Source organism: Pseudomonas sp. S49, from assembly GCF_009866785.1.
Lineage (GTDB): Bacteria > Pseudomonadota > Gammaproteobacteria > Pseudomonadales > Pseudomonadaceae > Aquipseudomonas.
Genome location: NZ_CP019432.1, coordinates 1405732 through 1423844, shown reverse-complemented (window position 1 = coordinate 1423844; position 18113 = coordinate 1405732). Strand labels below are relative to the sequence as shown.

21 protein-coding genes are annotated in these 18113 nt (G+C 56.1%); 1 reads left to right on the top strand and 20 read right to left on the bottom strand.

Features of this window, described 5'->3' with window-relative positions; genetic code table 11:
* Positions 1-8: 8 nt before the first annotated feature.
* The 20 genes from PspS49_RS06155 to PspS49_RS06060 form a co-directional block, all read right to left on the bottom strand.
* Positions 9-3581 (bottom strand): phage tail protein, encoded by a 3573-nt coding sequence (locus tag PspS49_RS06155; RefSeq protein ID WP_160038524.1) that lies wholly within the window; start codon positions 3579-3581, stop codon positions 9-11.
* Positions 3582-3649: 68 nt separating this feature from the next.
* Entirely contained in the window at positions 3650-4255 is a 606-nt protein-coding gene (locus PspS49_RS06150) for a tail assembly protein (RefSeq protein WP_127926041.1), read from the bottom strand.
* Positions 4256-4285: 30 nt separating this feature from the next.
* The gene (locus PspS49_RS06145) at positions 4286-4891 is read right to left on the bottom strand and encodes a tail assembly protein (protein ID WP_127926040.1); all 606 of its coding nucleotides are present in this window, start codon (positions 4889-4891) and stop codon (positions 4286-4288) included.
* Between the two features lie 27 nt (positions 4892-4918).
* Positions 4919-5722, bottom strand: coding sequence for a Mov34/MPN/PAD-1 family protein (locus PspS49_RS06140; protein WP_127926039.1), 804 nt, complete (start codon positions 5720-5722; stop codon positions 4919-4921).
* Positions 5723-5724: 2 nt separating this feature from the next.
* Positions 5725-6408, bottom strand: a complete 684-nt coding sequence (locus tag PspS49_RS06135; protein ID WP_127926038.1) for a phage minor tail protein L — start codon at positions 6406-6408, stop codon at positions 5725-5727.
* Positions 6409-6474: 66 nt separating this feature from the next.
* Positions 6475-6813 carry a phage tail protein gene (locus tag PspS49_RS06130; RefSeq protein WP_127926037.1) on the bottom strand — a complete coding sequence of 113 codons (339 nt, stop codon included), beginning with the start codon at positions 6811-6813 and terminating at the stop codon, positions 6475-6477.
* A gap of 37 nt (positions 6814-6850) precedes the next feature.
* A complete protein-coding gene (locus PspS49_RS06125; protein ID WP_238786330.1) occupies positions 6851-8053 on the bottom strand; it encodes a phage tail tape measure protein in 1203 nt (400 codons plus the stop codon).
* Between the two features lie 80 nt (positions 8054-8133).
* The gene (locus PspS49_RS06120; protein WP_127926035.1) at positions 8134-8388 is read right to left on the bottom strand and encodes a hypothetical protein; all 255 of its coding nucleotides are present in this window, start codon (positions 8386-8388) and stop codon (positions 8134-8136) included.
* Between the two features lie 29 nt (positions 8389-8417).
* Positions 8418-8768, bottom strand: coding sequence for a phage tail assembly chaperone family protein, TAC (locus tag PspS49_RS06115; protein WP_127926034.1), 351 nt, complete (start codon positions 8766-8768; stop codon positions 8418-8420).
* Between the two features lie 8 nt (positions 8769-8776).
* Complete coding sequence (locus PspS49_RS06110; protein ID WP_127926033.1) at positions 8777-9268, bottom strand: phage tail tube protein; 492 nt, start codon at positions 9266-9268, stop codon at positions 8777-8779.
* A gap of 91 nt (positions 9269-9359) precedes the next feature.
* The gene (locus PspS49_RS06105) at positions 9360-9551 is read right to left on the bottom strand and encodes a hypothetical protein (protein ID WP_127926032.1); all 192 of its coding nucleotides are present in this window, start codon (positions 9549-9551) and stop codon (positions 9360-9362) included.
* A gap of 24 nt (positions 9552-9575) precedes the next feature.
* Positions 9576-9923: a phage holin family protein gene (locus PspS49_RS06100; RefSeq protein WP_127926031.1), complete on the bottom strand. Its 348-nt coding sequence runs from the start codon at positions 9921-9923 to the stop codon at positions 9576-9578.
* Positions 9924-10065: 142 nt separating this feature from the next.
* The gene (locus PspS49_RS06095; protein ID WP_224790070.1) at positions 10066-10494 is read right to left on the bottom strand and encodes a tail fiber assembly protein; all 429 of its coding nucleotides are present in this window, start codon (positions 10492-10494) and stop codon (positions 10066-10068) included.
* 131 nt (positions 10495-10625) lie between these two features.
* Positions 10626-11048 (bottom strand): tail fiber assembly protein, encoded by a 423-nt coding sequence (locus PspS49_RS06090; RefSeq protein ID WP_160038522.1) that lies wholly within the window; start codon positions 11046-11048, stop codon positions 10626-10628.
* Between the two features lie 110 nt (positions 11049-11158).
* Positions 11159-11560, bottom strand: coding sequence for a tail fiber assembly protein (locus PspS49_RS06085; RefSeq protein WP_150749432.1), 402 nt, complete (start codon positions 11558-11560; stop codon positions 11159-11161).
* Positions 11561-12069: 509 nt separating this feature from the next.
* Positions 12070-12804, bottom strand: a complete 735-nt coding sequence (locus PspS49_RS06080) for an XRE family transcriptional regulator (protein WP_007908821.1) — start codon at positions 12802-12804, stop codon at positions 12070-12072.
* A gap of 64 nt (positions 12805-12868) precedes the next feature.
* On the bottom strand, positions 12869-13114 hold the full coding sequence (locus PspS49_RS06075) for a hypothetical protein (RefSeq protein ID WP_158013173.1): 246 nt from the start codon (positions 13112-13114) through the stop codon (positions 12869-12871).
* Positions 13107-13487 carry a DUF1090 domain-containing protein gene (locus tag PspS49_RS06070; RefSeq protein ID WP_150774123.1) on the bottom strand — a complete coding sequence of 127 codons (381 nt, stop codon included), beginning with the start codon at positions 13485-13487 and terminating at the stop codon, positions 13107-13109. The genes PspS49_RS06075 and PspS49_RS06070 overlap by 8 nt, the downstream gene beginning before the upstream one ends.
* Before the next feature lie 561 nt (positions 13488-14048).
* Positions 14049-14540 (bottom strand): hypothetical protein, encoded by a 492-nt coding sequence (locus PspS49_RS06065; protein ID WP_160038520.1) that lies wholly within the window; start codon positions 14538-14540, stop codon positions 14049-14051.
* The gene (locus PspS49_RS06060; RefSeq protein ID WP_160038518.1) at positions 14507-15256 is read right to left on the bottom strand and encodes a DNA-binding protein; all 750 of its coding nucleotides are present in this window, start codon (positions 15254-15256) and stop codon (positions 14507-14509) included. The genes PspS49_RS06065 and PspS49_RS06060 overlap by 34 nt, the downstream gene beginning before the upstream one ends.
* Before the next feature lie 252 nt (positions 15257-15508).
* Between PspS49_RS06060 and mutS the strand changes: the two genes are divergently transcribed.
* Entirely contained in the window at positions 15509-18079 is a 2571-nt protein-coding gene (gene mutS, locus PspS49_RS06055; protein ID WP_174245101.1) for a DNA mismatch repair protein MutS, read from the top strand.
* Positions 18080-18113: the final 34 nt, after the last annotated feature.

The window sequence follows — 18113 nt, the reverse complement described above, 5'->3', positions numbered from 1 at the left end:
CCCGAAGCTCATTCACTCAGATCTCCAAGTTGTACGCGCTTGACATTATTGGCATCAAACACCCGTAGCGACCTGTTAGTCATGATGACTCGTCCCTGCCCGACTACGCTGCTGTTTATTTCAAAGCCACCGGATTTGGTCAGCCTCCACCCAGATGTCCCCGGATAATAATTATCCGACTGCAAGCTATCGCCAATTTTCAACATATTAATCGAGCCATTTTGGATAAAGGCATCATTAATAAAGGTTTGACCGCCGGTCACGGTAAAAGGCGATACCGGTTTTCCGTTTGCCAGATTCAATAACATAAACGTATCGGCGCGCACGACGAATTGTGACGAAACACCAGAAGGATCGACCTGCAGCCCCAAACCAAACGACGCAGCATATTTTTGGCCGCCCGCCGTCGTATCCATCTTCACCGACCACATCGTCGATAACTTGCCATTGGTATCGGCAATGGCACTTGAGGCTTGCTGAACGGCTGCAGTGTTTTGCCCAACGGACACGTTCAACTGTTCAAGCTTTGTCGCCGTGGCCGAGCTATTGGTTGTTACAACTTTCTCGAGCGACTGGATACTTGCCGCGTTATCTCCAATGCTTGTTTCCAGTGTAGAAACGCGTTGGGCAGTGGCTTCGTTCTGGGAAGCCCGGACACTGCTTTCCGTAGCGATGGCTGCCGTACTGGTCCACCCTTTGAGGGCATCTGCCAGTTCACCTTCCCCGTTGTCGTCCCGGGAGGATGCTCGTAACGCCTGGAATGCCGCGGCTTGCGCCGTTACCGTGCCATCGATCTTGCTGATATCGGCGGTGTTGGTCTCGACTTGTTGAACCAGTCCAGTGGCAGTCTCGACCGTTTGCCCTACATCGACCCAATACTCGGCATTCGGTGGCGGCAGGTTGATCGGCACTGGCCCTTTGGCCTGATACAGACGATCGCCAAGACGAACAATTGCGTATTTCGCATAGGTCTTGGCCGAGTCGTAAGCTTCATCCAGCGAATCAATCTGATTCTGCAATCCCGGAATTTTCTCGATCTCGGTGAGCAGGTCTTTGCCCAATTCCGTCTGCGAAACTTTGCCAGCGAGCAGGTCAAGAATCGGTCCAGCCTCCGAACTGGCCTGCCCCAGCACGCCATTACCGGTCGGATACCACGGCCCGATATTGCCCGTACGATCGACCAGTCTCGCCCAGAAGAAGAACGACGTGCCTGCCAACAGGCTCTGCATCGTGTAATCACTTTGCGGATACGCCAGGTCGGCCAGTTTGGTAGCGGCCTCAAGGTTTGCCGTTGGCCCATACCAGATTTCAGTTCGCTGTGTGTCCTCGGCGCCCGCCGGAAACTCCCATTTCAGGCCGATACCGAACAGCAGGCTGTCAGCCTTGAGGAAAGTCACTGAAGGCGGTGGCGTGGTTTTCCCGGACAGTTGCGTTTCCACCGAAGTCGCATAGATCGAACCGATGTCCAGCGCGTTGATGGCTCGCACTTTGGCCACGTAACGCCCGGCATAAATGCCGCGTACCTCCATCGACGAACCACCGGTTCGACCGGCAAACACCCATTCGCTGTCGTTCTTGCGCCAGTAAACTTCATATGCAATGGCGTTGGCCGGGCGCGCCCACTCGATGGTCATCACACCGACTGCACTGCCCTGATCGACGAAGTGGTTATTACTGATCGTGACTGAAGTCGGTGGCGCCTGAACGCCTGGCGGTATGACCGTGACAGGGGGGCGTTCGATACGGGAGCCGTTGTCGATCGCGCCGTACTTGCTCGGCACATGTTTGACTGCACTGATGCTGTACTTGATTTCAGTGTCGGTGAAGTCTTCAGCAATCGACAACACGCGAAATTGCTGTGCAGCCAGGGAAGCGGAATCAATGGCCCACATCGACTGTGCCGGTGGCAACTCGCTCAAGGGCTGAGCCAGGATCACACGTTGAGCCTGGTCGCTGATGCTCACTGACTTGATCACGCGGGAAACGGCTTTACCGGTCGGCATGACCAGGGTGAGCGTATCGCCAGCTTCGGCGGTCACGTGGGCATCCAGGGTCAGCGTATCGAGTGTTGCACCACGCAGGCGGCCACCAATCCGTCTGCCGGCACGATCGTTGTCAGCCACGCGGATAATTTGTCCCGGACGCGCGAGCGTCCCGTCCAGACCGACGGAGAAAGTGACACTTTCAGTTTCCAGGCGATTGGTCAGCAGTGCCCATTTACCGATGCGCTGGGCCTGGGCCTGAGACGTGCAACCGGTAGCGGTGATCTCAGTCTGCTGTACACCATAGCGAGCGACACCCTCAGCATCATCGACGTATTGAACCTTCTGCCGGTAGAAGTCCGTCGGATCATTCCAACTGACCAGCGCCACGCTGAAACGGGTCTTTTTCGCCGACCCGCCATAGACGAACTTGCCGCCAATGACGTTGCCGTTGGAGTAGGTGTACACCGGGTCTTCCGGCATGTCGGCCACCGCCATGACCGAACCCGCCCCCCAATACGACATGCCACGAAACGTGGTAGCCAGATCCTGCAAAACCTTCAGGGCATCGGCACGCACCGACAGATACAGGTTGCAGGTGAAGCGCGGTTCAGTCCCGCCCTTTCCGTCGGAGACAGGCTGATCGCAATACTGACCGATGCGGTACAGCTCCCATTTATCGACCTGACCGGCATTGAGCAAATGGCCCAGGCCATAACGCGGATGCAGCAGCAGGTCGTAGTAAATCCACGCCGGGTTGTCGGTCCAGGCCGATTTGAACGTACCGTCCCAAATGCCGTTGTACGTGCGGCTCTGCGGGTCGTAGTTGCTCGGCACCCGAATGATCCGTCCCAGCAATTCAAAGGAACGCGACGGTATCGACTGGAACTGGGAGGCGTCGAATTGCAAACCGATGATCGCCGAGCCGGGATAGCGCAGCTTGGCGTCAATTACCTCCGTACTCGATTCGACACTGGTGGTGTCGGCAATGGCGCCGCTGGTGGAGTTAGGGGTCAAACGGCGCACTCGCACGGTCCAACCGCTTTTGGCCGCGGGCAGATCGATGCGGTGCGATCGCTCGTACTTGGTGGTGGTTTTGCCACTGAACGCGGACGCCAGTACCTCGACGAAGGCACCGCCATCGGTGGCCAGATCGATCGCGTATTTGACTGTATAACCGTTAGTGTCGCCGTTGCTGGTATTGGTCTGCGCCAGTCGCGCCACCGCCAGACGAATCCGCACAGCCGACAGTTGCAGGTTGGTAAAGGCCTTGGTCCACGGTTGATCACTACGCAGCTCGACCGCTGCGACCGTCTCGTTTTCCACCGCGGGAAAACCGGGGATATGTGCCTGATCCTGGCTACCGGTACGAACATCCAGCGTGACACCATTGAAGTTCAGGCTGCCGTCGTCGTTGGCCAGCGGTGTTTCATCCAGAAACACCGAGCGGGAATCATTTTTCAGACCGACAATCTCGCCTTCGCTGACGAGATCGAGGATACGAGCGTAAGCCGTGCTTTGCAGGCTGTCTGGCGCCTCCACGGAGGGGCGCGGCTTGGCGCCGCCACCTTTGCTGCCAGCGAGAATGAGGTCAGTCATGGCTTTCCTTCAGGCGAAATAAAACCCGCACAGGGCGGGTTGGGTGGACGTCAATAAAAGATCGAACGCTAGAGTTGATCCTGCGCGTAGATACCAGCGCTGATCACGGAACTGCCGACGACCAACTGGCCATACAGCAGACCGACCGGGTTACCTTGGGCGCTGGTGTTGACCGGGCCGTTGAAGCTGTAACTGGCGCGATTGGCGGGGCTGTCCTGAGCCCCCAGGCCTTTGGCTTGGGGGGACAGCATTTGCAAAACGCCACCGATCACCATGGCGGTTCCCATTTGGTACAGAAAAGGTGAAGCACCGGCGAATGGCGTAAATGACAGAACGAAAGCGGCGGCAATCATCACGCTGCCGACAATGGTCTGCAGTGAGCCTGCGCGCTTTGACCCTGCGATGACTGGCACAATTCGCAGCACCTCTTTGCCGGTTGGCTTACCCAGTTCATCTTGCGAAAGATTTTCTCGACCATTGAACAGCGCAAACCGGAGCCCTTTGCCAGCGCTTTCGTTCATATACCTTTCGAAACCGGGGAATTGCTTGAAGTAGCCCATGACATCCCGAAACCCGCCGGAAGTTGTCACGCGATGCTTGCGCCCAAACAATCGTGCAAGGGATCCGGATAACAGGACCGTCTGAATTTTTTGTTGATCTGTTTGCATTGCCATAGTTTTCTCCGGCAGTGAAAAAGCCGCTCGCTACAGTTGATCCTGCGCGTAGATCCCGGCACTGATCACTGCGCTGCCGACAATGGCCTGGCCGTAAAGCAGACCCACAGGGTTGCCTTGAGCACTGGTATTGGTGGGGCCGTTGAAACTGTAGCTGGCTCGGTTGGCAGGACCGTCCTGGGTGCCCAGGCCTTTGGCTTGTGGAGAAAGCATCTGCATGACGCCACCAATCACCATGGATATCCCTACAGACCCCACTGCGCCCCAGGTACCGCCAGCGGCAATGCCTGCAAAACCACCGGTGAAAAATGTTGCTGCGGCGATCAATACGACCCCGACAACCGTCTGCAATGAGCCCGCTCGCTTGCTGCCAATAACCACTGGCGCAATACGAATATCCATCGTGCCACTTGGCGCTTTGAGCCGGTCATGGCCAATGTTGTCGCGCCCCAGGAAAACAGAGTACGTAAGCCCCCGGTCCCTGGACTCCATCAGAAAGCGCTCAAATCCCGGAACGAGAATGCACAAGGCATGAATGGCTTCCGCGGCGTTGTTCACAGCCAGCCGGTGCACGCGACCAAAGCTGGCACCCAAGGTGCCATAAAGGCGAATAGTCCTAAGTTTTTGCTGATGCATTTCACAGCTCCAGGAGAAGACCTCCAGTCAGGTTTCAGTCATTGAGTCAGGGGGCTGGTGATGCGAAATTTTCGATTGATGCCGCCAACAGCTCACTGTCACTTCTGTCCAGTATCCGCCATAGGTATCGCGCCGGCTGTCTCGCCCATAAAGGTGATGCAGGATTGAACCCGGCGCGGGGAAGCGATCGGGATCAGTCTTGAGTACGCCATCTTCAAGATAAATGGCGGCATGGTTGGGCACCGGCGAACGAATTTGCATCAGCACGATATCGCCCTGCTGCAATTGGCTGACCTGTTCAAAACCAGCGGCGGGCAGGTTCTCCAGATAGAGATTTGCGCCCTTGTCCCACCAGCCGTCCTCGCGGTCATAGTCACCGAGTTCGATACCCATTTCCCTTCGGTAATAGTCAAGAATGATGCTCAGGCAATCATGTACACCGTGGACGAATGCGCGCCCAATCAAGGGCGCCAGATATCCACTGGGTGTGATGGTGACCAGTTCACCCTTGTGAACTTGCCCTTCATCATCCTTGCGCACTTCGAGAATGTGCCACGGTAACCCAGAGGCTTCACAAGAGACCCGGTCTGCCTCACTGGCCGTCGCGGGATAATCAGGATGGCTGTGAACGACGGCGATGATCTCGCCGCACTCCTCGGCCGCTGCGTAGTCTTGTGGTGCCAGACGAAAGTGCTCACTGGGCGTCGTCGCAGTATTGCGGCACGGCACATAACGTTGTCTGCGTCCGTCGCGAATCAGCAAACCGCAGCATTCGTCGGGATACTGCGCAATGGCATGACGCTCGATGGCGGCCAGCGTGGTCTTGTTCATGATCAGCTCCGAATCAGACCTGCGGCCGGAAACGAGCCGTATGGCAGTGGATTGTTTTCGCCAAAACGCAGCTTGCAGCTGCTCAGGCGTCCACCGCACTTGTCCTTGGCCGCATCGCTGACGATCACGTCATTGGCATCCGCCACAGGACCGCCGTTGTAGCCGCAGTACGGACCGCGATAACCGCCACAACTGAGCCACCAGCAGACATTGGCAACGATTTGTCGACGCGGCAGTTGTACGCCATTGAAGTCCAGTGCACTGGCGAGTTCGAACTTCACCACTTCACTGTCTTCACTGACCTTGCGCTCGATGTACCAGACATCTGGAGGCAGTTCTTCTTCGGGATCGGCTTCAGGCTGACCATCGAGGTACTTGCCCAACGTGCGATGACGGATCAGCCGCGCCCCGACCAGATCATCGAAATACAACACCAGAGCAGTGATAAAACCACCGACGTTACCGACCGAAAGCGATGGAGTCGGCTGTGTGGCCTGCCCGGTCATTTCAAAGCCTTCGGCCTGAATGGGCCATGGTGAATACTCGAGGCCTTGCCAGAAGATCGAGGCTTGCTGTGGATAGCCGTGGAAGCGGTATAGCTCGGCGCCGAGGCTGGTGGCATCGAGTTCAAACAGCTCGACCCAGGCGCCCGGTTCCAGCGCCTGGATATCTGCAGTAATGGACATTTGAATCTCCGGGCAAAGAAAACCCCGCACAAGGCAGGGTGGTTTTCGCGTCAGGCGTATCCCGATTTACGGGTGAAATGCCTGCTCAAAGGTGGCTACCAAAGTGAAGAGACCTGCTCCCATCGGAGTCGGTTGATAACCTTTGCAGCGATAGAGGGCCGGCTCGCTCAGCGGTGCCGCCCAGTAAAAAGGCGCGGCTCCAGCATGACGATCAAGAAACTGCACAATGGATTTGATCCGCGCCTCGTCACCGACGAAGGTCAACGGCCAGGATTGTGATTTGTTGTTGATACCGTCTGCGGCCACTTGTTGATAGCCGTCACCAAACTTCGCCGACTTGAGGCGAAACTCGACATTGCCGACAGGCTCTACTTTTGGAAGCCAGCTGAATGTTTCCGTGCTCATGTTTTCTCCGGGCGTGAGTGATTGCAGCCGCTGATCGTCAGCGGCCGTTGATGGCGGACCAGATCTGCCCACCCGGTTTAAGGTCACGAGCAATCTGTTCGGCGGCGCCCTGTTTGGCTGCACCGGCGTAGGCCTTGGCGACGGTTTGCGAATTAATGTCGCCCGCTGCGCCACCACCTGAACTGTCACCCACATTGATTGTTTGCTGAATCACCACTTGATGGCTGCTGGTACTGCCCAGCGCACCACCCTGCACTTGCACGCCGAGGGAACCATCGGAACCGCGGCTGAGCGGCATGATGGCTTCCGGTCCTGCTTCGCCAAACATGGCCATCGGCGCCAGGATCGGCCCCGTAGCAACGCCGCTTGTAAAGGCACCACCCTTGGCGAATCCGGTGTATCTGAAATCCGACCCAAGCGATAAAGCCGGGTTGAAGATGGTGGTGTCCGCCCCTACTCTGGCGGTCGTCACCCCAGGTGCGCTGCCACCACCAAACAGCGACGTCGCCGCCGTTCCGACCAGACCGAACAACGAACTCAGACCTTTGGACATCGCTGTTTGAGCGGCCAGCTTGGCCATGTCTCCAAGCACCGATTTGGCAAAATCGGAAAACGAAAACTTGCCTGTCAGCGCAAATGTCGAAACCGCATCGCCCATGGTGTTGAACGCATTGGTAAACACTGCCTTGGATTTAGCTGCAACATTGTTGGAGCTGGTCAGGTAATCATCCCAGGCCGAAGTGGCCCCGTTGATCCAATTGCCCTGAGCCTCGGTCATCGACTCATAGTTGCTTTGAACCTGAAGAGTCATTGAGTCGTGCTCGGACTTCAACGCCGCCAGTCGAGTGCCGTAGTCGGCGCTGTCTTGAGGCGCAACACCTCCAGACACAGGAGTATCCAGCGCTTTTCGCGAGACTGCATATTTCTGGTCGATTTCACTCAACGCTTTCGCACGATCACTTTCTCGTGAGCCCATTCCAACGAGTGCGGCAGCCAGCGAGCCATCGCGCCGCAACTTGTCGAAGTCGTTTGAATAGTTGACTTGCTGACTGGCTTGCTCCTGAACGTCGACGTAAGTAGCGATGTTCGCTTGCGCAATCGAGTTGGCCGACGCATGCAGCGTTACGCCGATTTTCTTTGCGGCATCCTCGATCTGCTTTTGCATCTGACGCAGCTTTTGTTCGGTGATACGTGACGCCTGAGTCCAGGCTTGTTCAAGGCCGTCGAGGTTCGGCGTCAAACCTGCAGAGGAAGTAACTGCCATGTGCGTTTCTCCGGGCTATGAAAAAACCCGCCGAAACGGGTCATATAAATTTCTGGCTATTGCCATTGCTCAATCGCACGCTCGAGGGAAAGCCCCTGACGCTGCTCATGAGGCATGAAGTCCAGCAGTTCCGCCAGACCGCCGCCCAGCCGGTGAGTCTGTAGCGCAACCATTGCGCTACCCGCTTCCAGCCGCCTACCGGTATGAAGCGATCCATATCGATCAATGTATCGACCCCATGCCAGGGCTTCCTGGTAGGTCATACGTTCCTTGGCTTCGGCAATCGTGCGGCCGCCGACTCCGTTCAGCACCAATTCGTGCCAGAACTCATCGGCGGCAGTCAGTTTTTTACTGCGCTACCGCCTGTGCCATTCACCTCATTGACTGCGTTGAGCAACAGAAACCCTAACGAAGGTTCGAGGTTATAGGCGTCGTCGTAGGAAAGTGCTTCCGCGCCTTCGGCTCCCAACGAGACCGACGCCGCAATGTAACTCGCGTTCCGGCTCTGTTCGTTTTCACCTTGGGCGAACAGTCGCTCAATCACGCCGAACGACTGTCGGCGAATGTGCAACGTGAAAGTGTCAGTGACTTCCTTGCCCGATTGACTATCGAGATGAGTCCAACTCACTTCTTTTTTGATCGGCTGACCGTCGACGATGCCGCCCTTGGCTTTCAGTTGTTTGAGGTTCATGGCTGATCTCAGGCTTTCTTGATCCAGGCGGACCCACCGGTACGCTGAATAGTGACGGTAGTGGTGACGACGGCATTGAGTGCAAAGTTGAACGGGAAGTCCGACACATAACCGTCGAAGGCGAACCAGGTACGGGTGGCTGGCAATTCGAAGTCATTGCCCTGAGCATTCACCGTTGGCGCAACACCTTTGCCGTCAGACCAGCCCACAACCCATTTGATGCCGGTATCACCGTCGGCTTCCGACAATTGATGCAGACGGATATGGCTGGCGTTGGTCGGGTCGGCGTTGAGGCCGAGGCTGGCGGTACCAGGTGTGCGCAGACCTTTTTTATAGGTGCGCTCTTCAGCGTTGAGACTGGTGTCTTCAATCTGTTCTGCAGGGGCACCGCCCGGATCGAACGAAGTAGCGTGCTCGATTTCCAGTACGGTGTAAGGGCCGGTGCCTGCGGCTGGCGGAACAAGGGCGAAAATTTGAGTACCTTGGGTAAGAATCGACATCTGGCGTTCTCCATTGAACAAAAAACCCGCAATAGCGGGGTTGAGGGTATTACTCGGATGGACCTGTCTCGGCGTTGCGAGCGGCGTTCAGTCAGGGTGCAGGTGTACCGTCCAGATAGGGCGGTGCGTTGGGATCCGGTTCTCGGCTCTTTATCAAATCGACCAGTGCCTGATTGCTTTGCGCCAACAATCGAATGGAGGCACTCAATGCCGTCTGACTGTCGGACTGGATTTGCAGCGCCGCAACCAATCGATTGATTGCGGCCAGATCTTCGTCATTCATATTCAGCGTTTCTCTTTGCGGGAATCATGGATCGGTCGGCGAATCGCGCGGCGGGACTTCGCAGACGCCGATGCGCTTGGCCGCCCAGCGCTCGTACAGACCGATGGCCACGTCGGCCCCGGCCATTGCGGTGAGGCAACCGAACGCGCCGGCAGCCCAGATCGACATGCCGGCGGCATACAGCAGCATGATCGCCGACACGCCGCAGATCATGCAGGCGCCGGAGCGCAGGGCCAGACGCCGTAACAGCGGCCAGCCACGAGCGCCCTCCTTGTCGGCGCGCCACATTTCGCCGGACACCCCGCCGACGACGGCAAGGAGGATGACCAGCCAGATAGGCATGTCTGCCAACGCTTGTTGCTCGTTTGTCATTTCACGCCTCCGTAGGTGATTGATGAGTGATGTGTGTTGGGCTCAAGCGATGTCTCTTCAGGTAGGCATTCCAAAAAGCCCGGCGCTTGGGCCAGGCTTTTCAGTAATGCACTCTCGGTTTCGTCTGACAGGCGCTACGTAATCAGAAGGGCGCTACCGGCCAGTCGATCGTGAACGGGTAGTCCGGTTGATTTTTCACAGCGGTGACAGCGATGTAGTACTGCTGGTAAGAAGTCCAGGCGGCCTCTTCTTCTGGCGTGGCGACACCTAGATTGACCTTGTAATGCACGGGATTGAGATCAAGCCAGCTGGACGCAGCACCGATGCGCTGACGAATACGCGTCAAGACGAGATCGGCATAGTCCTGATACGTTGGCTCCGAGTAGACCCAGCCAGTTGCCGCGTACGTAGCCTTCCAGCCCACTTGAACGATGGTGTCCGTTGCAACCTGGTACCAACTGCCCGAGATCCCCTGAGGAGGAGTGAGCGGTGTTTCTTCAGACTCGATAATCTCCGCAACCCGGGAAAACGGGTACTGATTACTCATCTCAATGAATACGTAACGATTCATGTTAATTCCTTGTTTGTATTAACAACATGCGTGATTCGGCACTTCTCGACTTTCAACTCATCCGGTCGAAATAAGTGCGGCGAGTAAATGAACATGTAAGAAAGCCGGCAATTCACCGAGCCTTTTATTTTTCAGAATGGCGCGATTGGCCAGTTGATGATTGATGGATAACCAGACTGGTTTTTTACTTCGCTGACGGCGACAAAGTACTGCTTGTAAGAAAGCAGTGCAGCTTCATCGTCAGGCGTGGCAGTACCGATATCTTTTTTGTATTGCAGTGGATTAAAGGTAAGCCAGTGAATGGCTTTGTCAAAACGCTCGCTCATTCGGGCCGTGGCAAGTCGCACGTAAGCCTCGTAGTCCGGCTCGGTAAAGACCCACTGAAACGTCTGAAATTGAGCCAGCCAACCCACTTGAACCGCGAGTCCCGCGGTATCAATCCAGCTTCCCCCGCCATTTCCAGGGAAGGGAGGAAAATCATCCGCATCCACTAGTTGCGTGACGACGTAATAGTTTTGTTGATACACCGTCTCAATAAGAGCATAACGGTTCATTGTTACTTCCTTATGTATTTTTAAATCAGTACTTACCTTGATTTAAACATCTGCGAGTTCAGGCAGGCACTTAAACTGCTATCAGCGGAGCGACCGGCAATGTGCTCTTGTCAGTACGGTACGGTTGGCCAATCAATGGTCACCGGGTAACCTGCTTGCTTATCGATATCGCTGAGAGCAATGCAGTACTGTTTGTGCAGAAGTAGCAACGCCTGCTCCTGCGGGTCTGCTACGTCAAGATCCGCCTTGAATTGCAGAGAGTTGAGCATCAGCCACATCGTGGCCCCATTCAGCAACTGCCATTTCTTTTCCTGAGCGTCATTGCGCAAGTCTTGCTCGGATGGCGCAGTAAACGTCCAGACGCCATTGAGTGTTGCCTTCCAGCCAACCCGCACTTCCGTATTTCCTGTCACATCGACCCAGACAGTCATTGCCGATACAAAAGGTGGCTCGGCTTCGCTTTCTTTCAGTTGACTGACTTTGCCGTACTCAATCAGTGCATAAAGGTTCATTTGATACTCCTTCGCTTTTTGATTCGGTGAATGGGTAACGCGGTCATAAAGGCATTCCAAAAAGCCCGGTGATGCACCGGGCTTTTCAGTAATGCGCTCCTTCGCCTTCCTTCAAATCCTGTGTTCAAGAAGGAAGCTGACTTTTCGGCGCTACTGGCGCGGTACGAGTCCATTCAAATTGTTTTTCCGACCGCGGTCCCTGCCCGCCGGATAACTGCTTCTGGTGCTTTACGCTGCACACCCGGGTCAGTTGCCAACCCTCTGAACCGTTGAGGCCGGTTCATCGCTGCCTGTTCTTTTGGAACTAAAGAGCTTTCTTGCCAGCCGCTTTGTCGAGCGGCTTGGTGGCAAGAATATGCATGTATGCATATACAGTCAATGCGTAAATGCATTTATTTATGCGCAAGAAATGCTGAAATGCATGAAAGCCCCTCAACTCAAGGGCTTGACGGTTTCATTCAGGCGAAAAAAAACCCGCCAATGGACGGGTTTTTCTGGAGAGGGTCGGGTTAGCGGGCGTACATGCCCCACCAGAAGACATGACCGAGGATGACAATCTGCTCTTCCTGGATTTCCTGGAAGCTGTAGTCCTCGTCCGGATGTTCATCGCGATTGAAGCTGCGCAGACGAATGCCGGTAGGCAAGCGGTAAAGCTGCTTTACGCGTAACTGGCCGTTGTGATTGATCGCGTACAGGTCGCCATCAATGATGTCACCGATGCCGCACTTGCCCGCATTCACACCGACGGTGGCGCCATCACGCAACACCGGCAACATGCTGTTGCCACGTACGGTCACGCATTTGGCCTGGTCGAACTGCACACCGTTATGACGCAGGCTGCGCTTGCCGAAGCGCAGGCTAGAGCGCTCGCTCTCTTCGATGACGAATCTTCCTGATCCAGCAGCCAATTCAACCTCGCGAAGGAACGGCACCGATACTTCGTCATCATCGACAGGCGTATCGTCGTCCCACAGCATTATGTCCTTGAGTTCCGCGTGTACGTCATCGCGCGCGGCACCGGCCGACGGGGCGACATCTGCGCGCCCGCGCAATTGATCGGTGCTCACGGCGAAGTACTCGGCGATCTTCGAAATGTGTTTATCCGAGGGATCGACGATCTTCCCGCTGAGAATCCGCGAGAGAGTGGATTGAGGCACGCCGGTGCGACGGTGGAGCTCCGTGGGGGAGATCCCGTGCTGGTCGAGCAGTGCTCTTAAGACGGAGGCTACGTTGCGTTTTTGCATAACGCGCATAGTGCTTGAAGTTACACGCGAAGACAAATGCTGATTTGCATAACTTATGCATAAATCAGTATTTGGTTCGACGTGCCGCCGCATTCGCTCGCTTGAGCCGATCGTTTCGGGCTTTTTTGTCGTAGTCGTCTTTGGCGCCGAGGATTCCACCAGCAGCGTGTACCCAATCGGTGGCGGTGCAACCGGAGAGCAAAATGGCAGAGGTAAAGAGTGAAGCAAAGACAAGTGCGTTTTTCATCATCGAATTTCCGGTGGTCACTGATACAGAGGTTGGTTCACAGCCGAACTGGCGCTTACTCATTCACAAGCCGTTGCAGTTTTGCCTGGGCCCGTTCGAGCCTGGCTTCTTGCTTCTTGATGACTTTCACATCACCGTACTGACGCGCCGCTTTCAGATGGTTTTGTCTGCGCCGAATTTCAGCTTCGGCTTTCTGGATGGCTTTTTCGTGGTCATCCTCTACCGACGGTTCGCGACAGTAACGCTCGACATTGGCCAGCGCCTGCTCCAGGCCGGCCTTGCGATAAACATTATCCGCTGCGTTGGCGCGCTCTATTTGTCGGACAAGTTCAGCACGGCGCGGCGCGCAACTTTGACGCGCGTCGGCGAATGAACGATCAATGATTAAAACGCAACTGACGGCCAGAGACAGACTGCAAAACAGACTTGGCCTCATGAGACATACCCCAAGTAACTATTCTCACCCGAACGGTTGCAGAAATAGCTGACGCGACTCCAGGCATCACGGCATCTCAATATTCTCTGTAGGCCGAACAAGGCTGCCGACACCATATCGCGACAGAGCGCCTTACATATTGGAAAGTGTTTGACCAGCCACGCCACGGGTACGTAAACATGATCAAAACACAGCAACACCGGCGTGCGATCAGATAATGTGGAAATACTCACGTCTTTTTCTTTTCCAGCAATCGCTGCTGCAACGAATACAGTGCCCTCTTTATTAATAGCAATGGATCGTTTCCATGCCGGAGCCTGAACCCCATGATGATTACGCACGCAAAACCAGAGCATTTATAAAGCCCCCCTCAATATCCTAAACGTCGTCGAATGCTTGCAGGCAATAACAACAGCCGCACTGCGCTGACTCTCCGTTACAGTCGCAGAGGCTATTGGCCTGACTCGAATCACATTAACAACGCAGGACCATCACGGCCTTACTGGCATCTTACTCAGTCTTACTTAGTCACTCCGGGGCCTTGCGCCAGCGGGTTTTTCGCTAACGCGGGACGTGGCAGACGCCGTTGATCAGGTTATTGATGTTGTAGTAGTAATCGGCATCAGAGAAGTAATTAAACGTCACCATTCCGCCTTGAAAGCCTCTTTCCATGAACGGCAGTTCATCTTCTGCAGTATCGGCGTCAAACTTTACAACCGATCGCGTCTTGAACAAGAACCTGGAAGTGTCAAGATGAGTGAGGACAATGTTGAACTTTCGATCATAGGTATAGACTTTGCCCTCTGGTGTTTTCACCAGGTAATAAACATAAAGGGCGCCTTCTTTCGGGTCGATCGTCATATCACCGACGCCATGCCAGCGAACTTTGTGATCATGGGTATGCACAAAATCGATGGAAGCAAAACACGGTGCACGCGGAATGTCGCGATTGATCAAATAGAAATACCGAACAACCAATACACCGAAAATCAACACCGATGAGATAGCCGAGAGTGCGATTATTTTTTTCCAACGAGCTGATAATTCACGCATATGGCCTCCCCCTTACTTTCAGGTTTTACGCACTTGATCAACAACTGGGAGAGCGGCTTTCGCACATAGAAATTCGTATCGGACAACACAATGAGCGGTTCGAATTCGCTGAGCGCTTTTACAATTTCGTCCTTGGACATCCTTTCACTTTCTTCCACATATAACTTCGCATCGCCTTCCCGCCAGACGAGTTTCCACTCTTCCAGATCGGCGGGCTTCTTAAAGATCAAGTAAGCGTAAAACAGTGGAAGTGCAATTGCCGACGCAACGACTACGTACAGAAGGAAGCGCCAGTAGCGGCGCGACGACTTCGTAACGGTAATGCAAGCCTGCTCATCAGAGGCTACTGGCGCAGGCGGGGATTCAATCTCGGCGACAGTAGCGCTGACCAGCCTGATTTCACACAACAGCACCACGCCTCGGCGCGGCAAGGTCTTGAGACTGTCCCGTGGCAAACCGACGTCAGCGAGGTGCGCGCGAAGCAAGTGCAGGGTCTTGTAGTAACTGCTGTCGGAAATCACCAGCCCGCGCTCACCCCAGACCCGCGAGATGAGCTGTTCCTTATCGGTAACTCCGGCGATCAATGCCAACAACAGATCACTTTCATTGCTGCCCAGACAGACTGATCGCTGCGCCCGAGTGAGGGACATTTTTTCTGCATCGTAGTAGCAATCGCTCGGTGTCGATCCTGAGCCAATGCCTTCAGACTGTTCCACGCTGCTTCCTCAACTGACCTTCAACCCACGAACTCCGATCATTCGATAGCTTTTCGGCACTATAGGACACAATGCCAACCCGAGCGGCGGCGGGTTGCTGCATCCACCTCAAAAAAACTTCATACTCAGCCCCACTGAATCAACCCTCGGGCCGCATCGCTGGCAAACACTCGCCATTTCGTAGATGCGAACGACCCCGTTTTTTGTCTTGTCACTTTTTCCGGTATAGCTAAACCCCTGATGAATAAAGCCATTTCAGACCTGTCCTCCCACACCCCGATGATGCAGCAGTACTGGCGCCTGAAGAATCAGCACCCGGATCAGCTGATGTTCTACCGCATGGGCGACTTCTACGAGATCTTCTACGAAGACGCGAAGAAGGCGGCCAAGTTGCTCGACATCACCCTGACCGCGCGTGGGCAGTCGGCGGGGCAGGCGATTCCGATGTGTGGCATTCCTTACCATGCGGCGGAAGGCTATCTGGCAAAACTGGTCAAGCTTGGCGAGTCGGTGGTGATCTGCGAACAGGTCGGCGACCCGGCGACCAGCAAAGGCCCGGTGGAGCGTCAGGTCGTACGGATCCTCACGCCGGGCACGGTCAGTGATGAGGCGCTGCTCGATGAGCGCCGCGACAACCTGATCGCTGCGCTGCTGGGTGACGAGCGTCTGTTCGGTCTGGCCGTGCTGGACATCACCAGCGGCAGTTTCAGCGTGTCGGAAATCAAAGGCTGGGAAAATCTGCTGGCGGAACTGGAGCGGATCAACCCGGTGGAATTGCTGATCCCGGACGATTGGCCGAGGGATCTTCCTGCGGAAAAACGCCGTGGCGTCAGTCGCCGTGCGCCGTGGGATTTCGAGCGCGACTCAGCACTGAAAAGCCTTTGCCAGCAATTCTCCACCCAAGACCTGAAGGGCTTTGGCTGCGAGAACCTGACCCTGGCCATCGGCGCCGCCGGTTGCCTGTTGGCCTACGCCAAGGAAACCCAGCGCACCGCCCTGCCCCACTTGCGCAGTTTGCGTCACGAACGACTCGACGACACGGTGGTACTCGACGGCGCGAGCCGCCGCAATCTTGAACTTGACACCAACCTGGCCGGTGGCCGCGACAACACCCTGCAATCGGTGGTCGATCGCTGCCAGACCGCAATGGGCAGCCGTTTGCTGACTCGCTGGCTGAATCGCCCGTTGCGCGATCTGACCGTGCTGCTGGCGCGACAGACCTCGATCACTTGCCTGCTCGATCGCTACCGTTTCGAAAAGCTGCAACCGCAGCTCAAGGAAATCGGCGACATCGAGCGCATTCTCGCGCGGATCGGCCTGCGCAATGCCCGTCCTCGTGACCTCGCACGGCTGCGTGACGCCCTTGGCGCCCTGCCTGAACTGCAAGTGGCGATGACCGATCTGGAAGCGCCGCACCTGCAAGGTCTGGCGACCACCACCAGCACTTACCCGGAACTGGCGGCACTGCTGGAAAAAGCCATTATCGATAACCCGCCAGCGGTGATCCGCGACGGTGGCGTGTTGAAAACCGGCTATGACAGCGAACTCGACGAGCTGCAATCGCTGAGCGAAAACGCCGGCCAGTTCCTCATCGATCTCGAAGCCCGCGAGAAAGCCCGCACTGGCCTGAGCCACTTGAAAGTCGGCTACAACCGCATTCATGGCTACTTCATCGAGTTGCCGAGCAAACAGGCCGAGTCGGCGCCGGCGGACTACATCCGTCGGCAAACCCTCAAAGGGGCCGAGCGTTTCATCACGCCTGAGCTGAAAGAATTCGAAGACAAGGCACTGTCGGCCAAGAGCCGTGCCCTCGCCCGCGAGAAAATGCTCTACGAGGCACTGCTGGAAGACCTCATCAGCCAGTTGCCACCGCTGCAGGACACCGCCGGCGCGCTGGCCGAACTCGACGTGTTGAGCAACCTCGCCGAGCGTGCGCTGAACCTCGACCTGAACTGCCCGCGCTTTGTCAGTGAGCCGTGCATGCGTATTACCCAGGGTCGTCACCCGGTGGTTGAGCAAGTGCTGACCACGCCGTTCGTGGCCAACGACCTGAGCCTGGACGACAACACGCGCATGCTGGTGATCACCGGCCCGAACATGGGCGGTAAATCCACCTACATGCGTCAAACCGCGTTGATCGTGCTGCTGGCGCATATCGGCAGCTTCGTACCGGCGGCCAGTTGCGAACTGTCGCTGGTCGACCGTATCTTCACCCGAATCGGCTCCAGCGATGACCTGGCCGGTGGCCGTTCGACCTTCATGGTCGAGATGAGCGAAACCGCCAACATCCTGCACAACGCCACCGAGCGCAGTCTGGTGCTGATGGACGAAGTCGGTCGCGGCACCAGCACCTTCGACGGTCTGTCGCTGGCATGGGCCGCGGCCGAGCGTTTGGCCCATCTGCGTGCCTATACTCTGTTCGCCACGCACTACTTTGAATTGACCGTATTGCCAGAAGCCGAGCCACTAGTGGCCAACGTGCATCTCAATGCTACAGAGCACAATGAACGCATCGTGTTCCTGCACCACGTGCTGCCAGGGCCGGCCAGCCAGAGTTACGGTCTGGCAGTGGCGCAACTGGCCGGTGTGCCGAGCGAAGTGATCGTGCGTGCACGCGAACACCTGAGCCGACTGGAAGACACTGCGTTGCCCCACGAGACGCCGAAGCCGGCTGCCAAGGGCAAACCAGCAACACCGCAGCAGAGCGACATGTTCGCCAGCCTGCCGCATCCGGTACTGGATGAGCTGGCCAAGCTGGATATCGATGACATGACCCCGCGTCGTGCACTCGAAATGCTCTATGCACTGAAGAACCGGATATAAGTACTGAAGAAGCGGATATAACGCAAACGGCTTC

Excerpts from the sequence above, each read along its gene's own strand:
- PspS49_RS06085 (WP_150749432.1), bottom strand. The coding sequence starts at position 11,560 with ATGAACCTTTATGCACTGATTGAGTACGGCAAAGTCAGTCAACTGAAA.
- PspS49_RS06070 (WP_150774123.1), bottom strand. The coding sequence starts at position 13,487 with ATGAGGCCAAGTCTGTTTTGCAGTCTGTCTCTGGCCGTCAGTTGCGTT.
- PspS49_RS06075 (WP_158013173.1), bottom strand. The coding sequence starts at position 13,114 with ATGAGTAAGCGCCAGTTCGGCTGTGAACCAACCTCTGTATCAGTGACC.
- PspS49_RS06130 (WP_127926037.1), bottom strand. The coding sequence starts at position 6,813 with ATGAGCACGGAAACATTCAGCTGGCTTCCAAAAGTAGAGCCTGTCGGC.
- PspS49_RS06095 (WP_224790070.1), bottom strand. The coding sequence starts at position 10,494 with ATGAATCGTTACGTATTCATTGAGATGAGTAATCAGTACCCGTTTTCC.
- PspS49_RS06105 (WP_127926032.1), bottom strand. The coding sequence starts at position 9,551 with ATGAATGACGAAGATCTGGCCGCAATCAATCGATTGGTTGCGGCGCTG.
- PspS49_RS06135 (WP_127926038.1), bottom strand. The coding sequence starts at position 6,408 with ATGTCCATTACTGCAGATATCCAGGCGCTGGAACCGGGCGCCTGGGTC.
- PspS49_RS06080 (WP_007908821.1), bottom strand. The coding sequence starts at position 12,804 with ATGCAAAAACGCAACGTAGCCTCCGTCTTAAGAGCACTGCTCGACCAG.
- PspS49_RS06155 (WP_160038524.1), bottom strand. The coding sequence starts at position 3,581 with ATGACTGACCTCATTCTCGCTGGCAGCAAAGGTGGCGGCGCCAAGCCG.
- PspS49_RS06100 (WP_127926031.1), bottom strand. The coding sequence starts at position 9,923 with ATGACAAACGAGCAACAAGCGTTGGCAGACATGCCTATCTGGCTGGTC.
- PspS49_RS06145 (WP_127926040.1), bottom strand. The coding sequence starts at position 4,891 with ATGCATCAGCAAAAACTTAGGACTATTCGCCTTTATGGCACCTTGGGT.
- PspS49_RS06065 (WP_160038520.1), bottom strand. The coding sequence starts at position 14,540 with ATGCGTGAATTATCAGCTCGTTGGAAAAAAATAATCGCACTCTCGGCT.
- PspS49_RS06140 (WP_127926039.1), bottom strand. The coding sequence starts at position 5,722 with ATGAACAAGACCACGCTGGCCGCCATCGAGCGTCATGCCATTGCGCAG.
- PspS49_RS06110 (WP_127926033.1), bottom strand. The coding sequence starts at position 9,268 with ATGTCGATTCTTACCCAAGGTACTCAAATTTTCGCCCTTGTTCCGCCA.
- PspS49_RS06150 (WP_127926041.1), bottom strand. The coding sequence starts at position 4,255 with ATGGCAATGCAAACAGATCAACAAAAAATTCAGACGGTCCTGTTATCC.
- PspS49_RS06090 (WP_160038522.1), bottom strand. The coding sequence starts at position 11,048 with ATGAACCGTTATGCTCTTATTGAGACGGTGTATCAACAAAACTATTAC.
- PspS49_RS06115 (WP_127926034.1), bottom strand. The coding sequence starts at position 8,768 with ATGAACCTCAAACAACTGAAAGCCAAGGGCGGCATCGTCGACGGTCAG.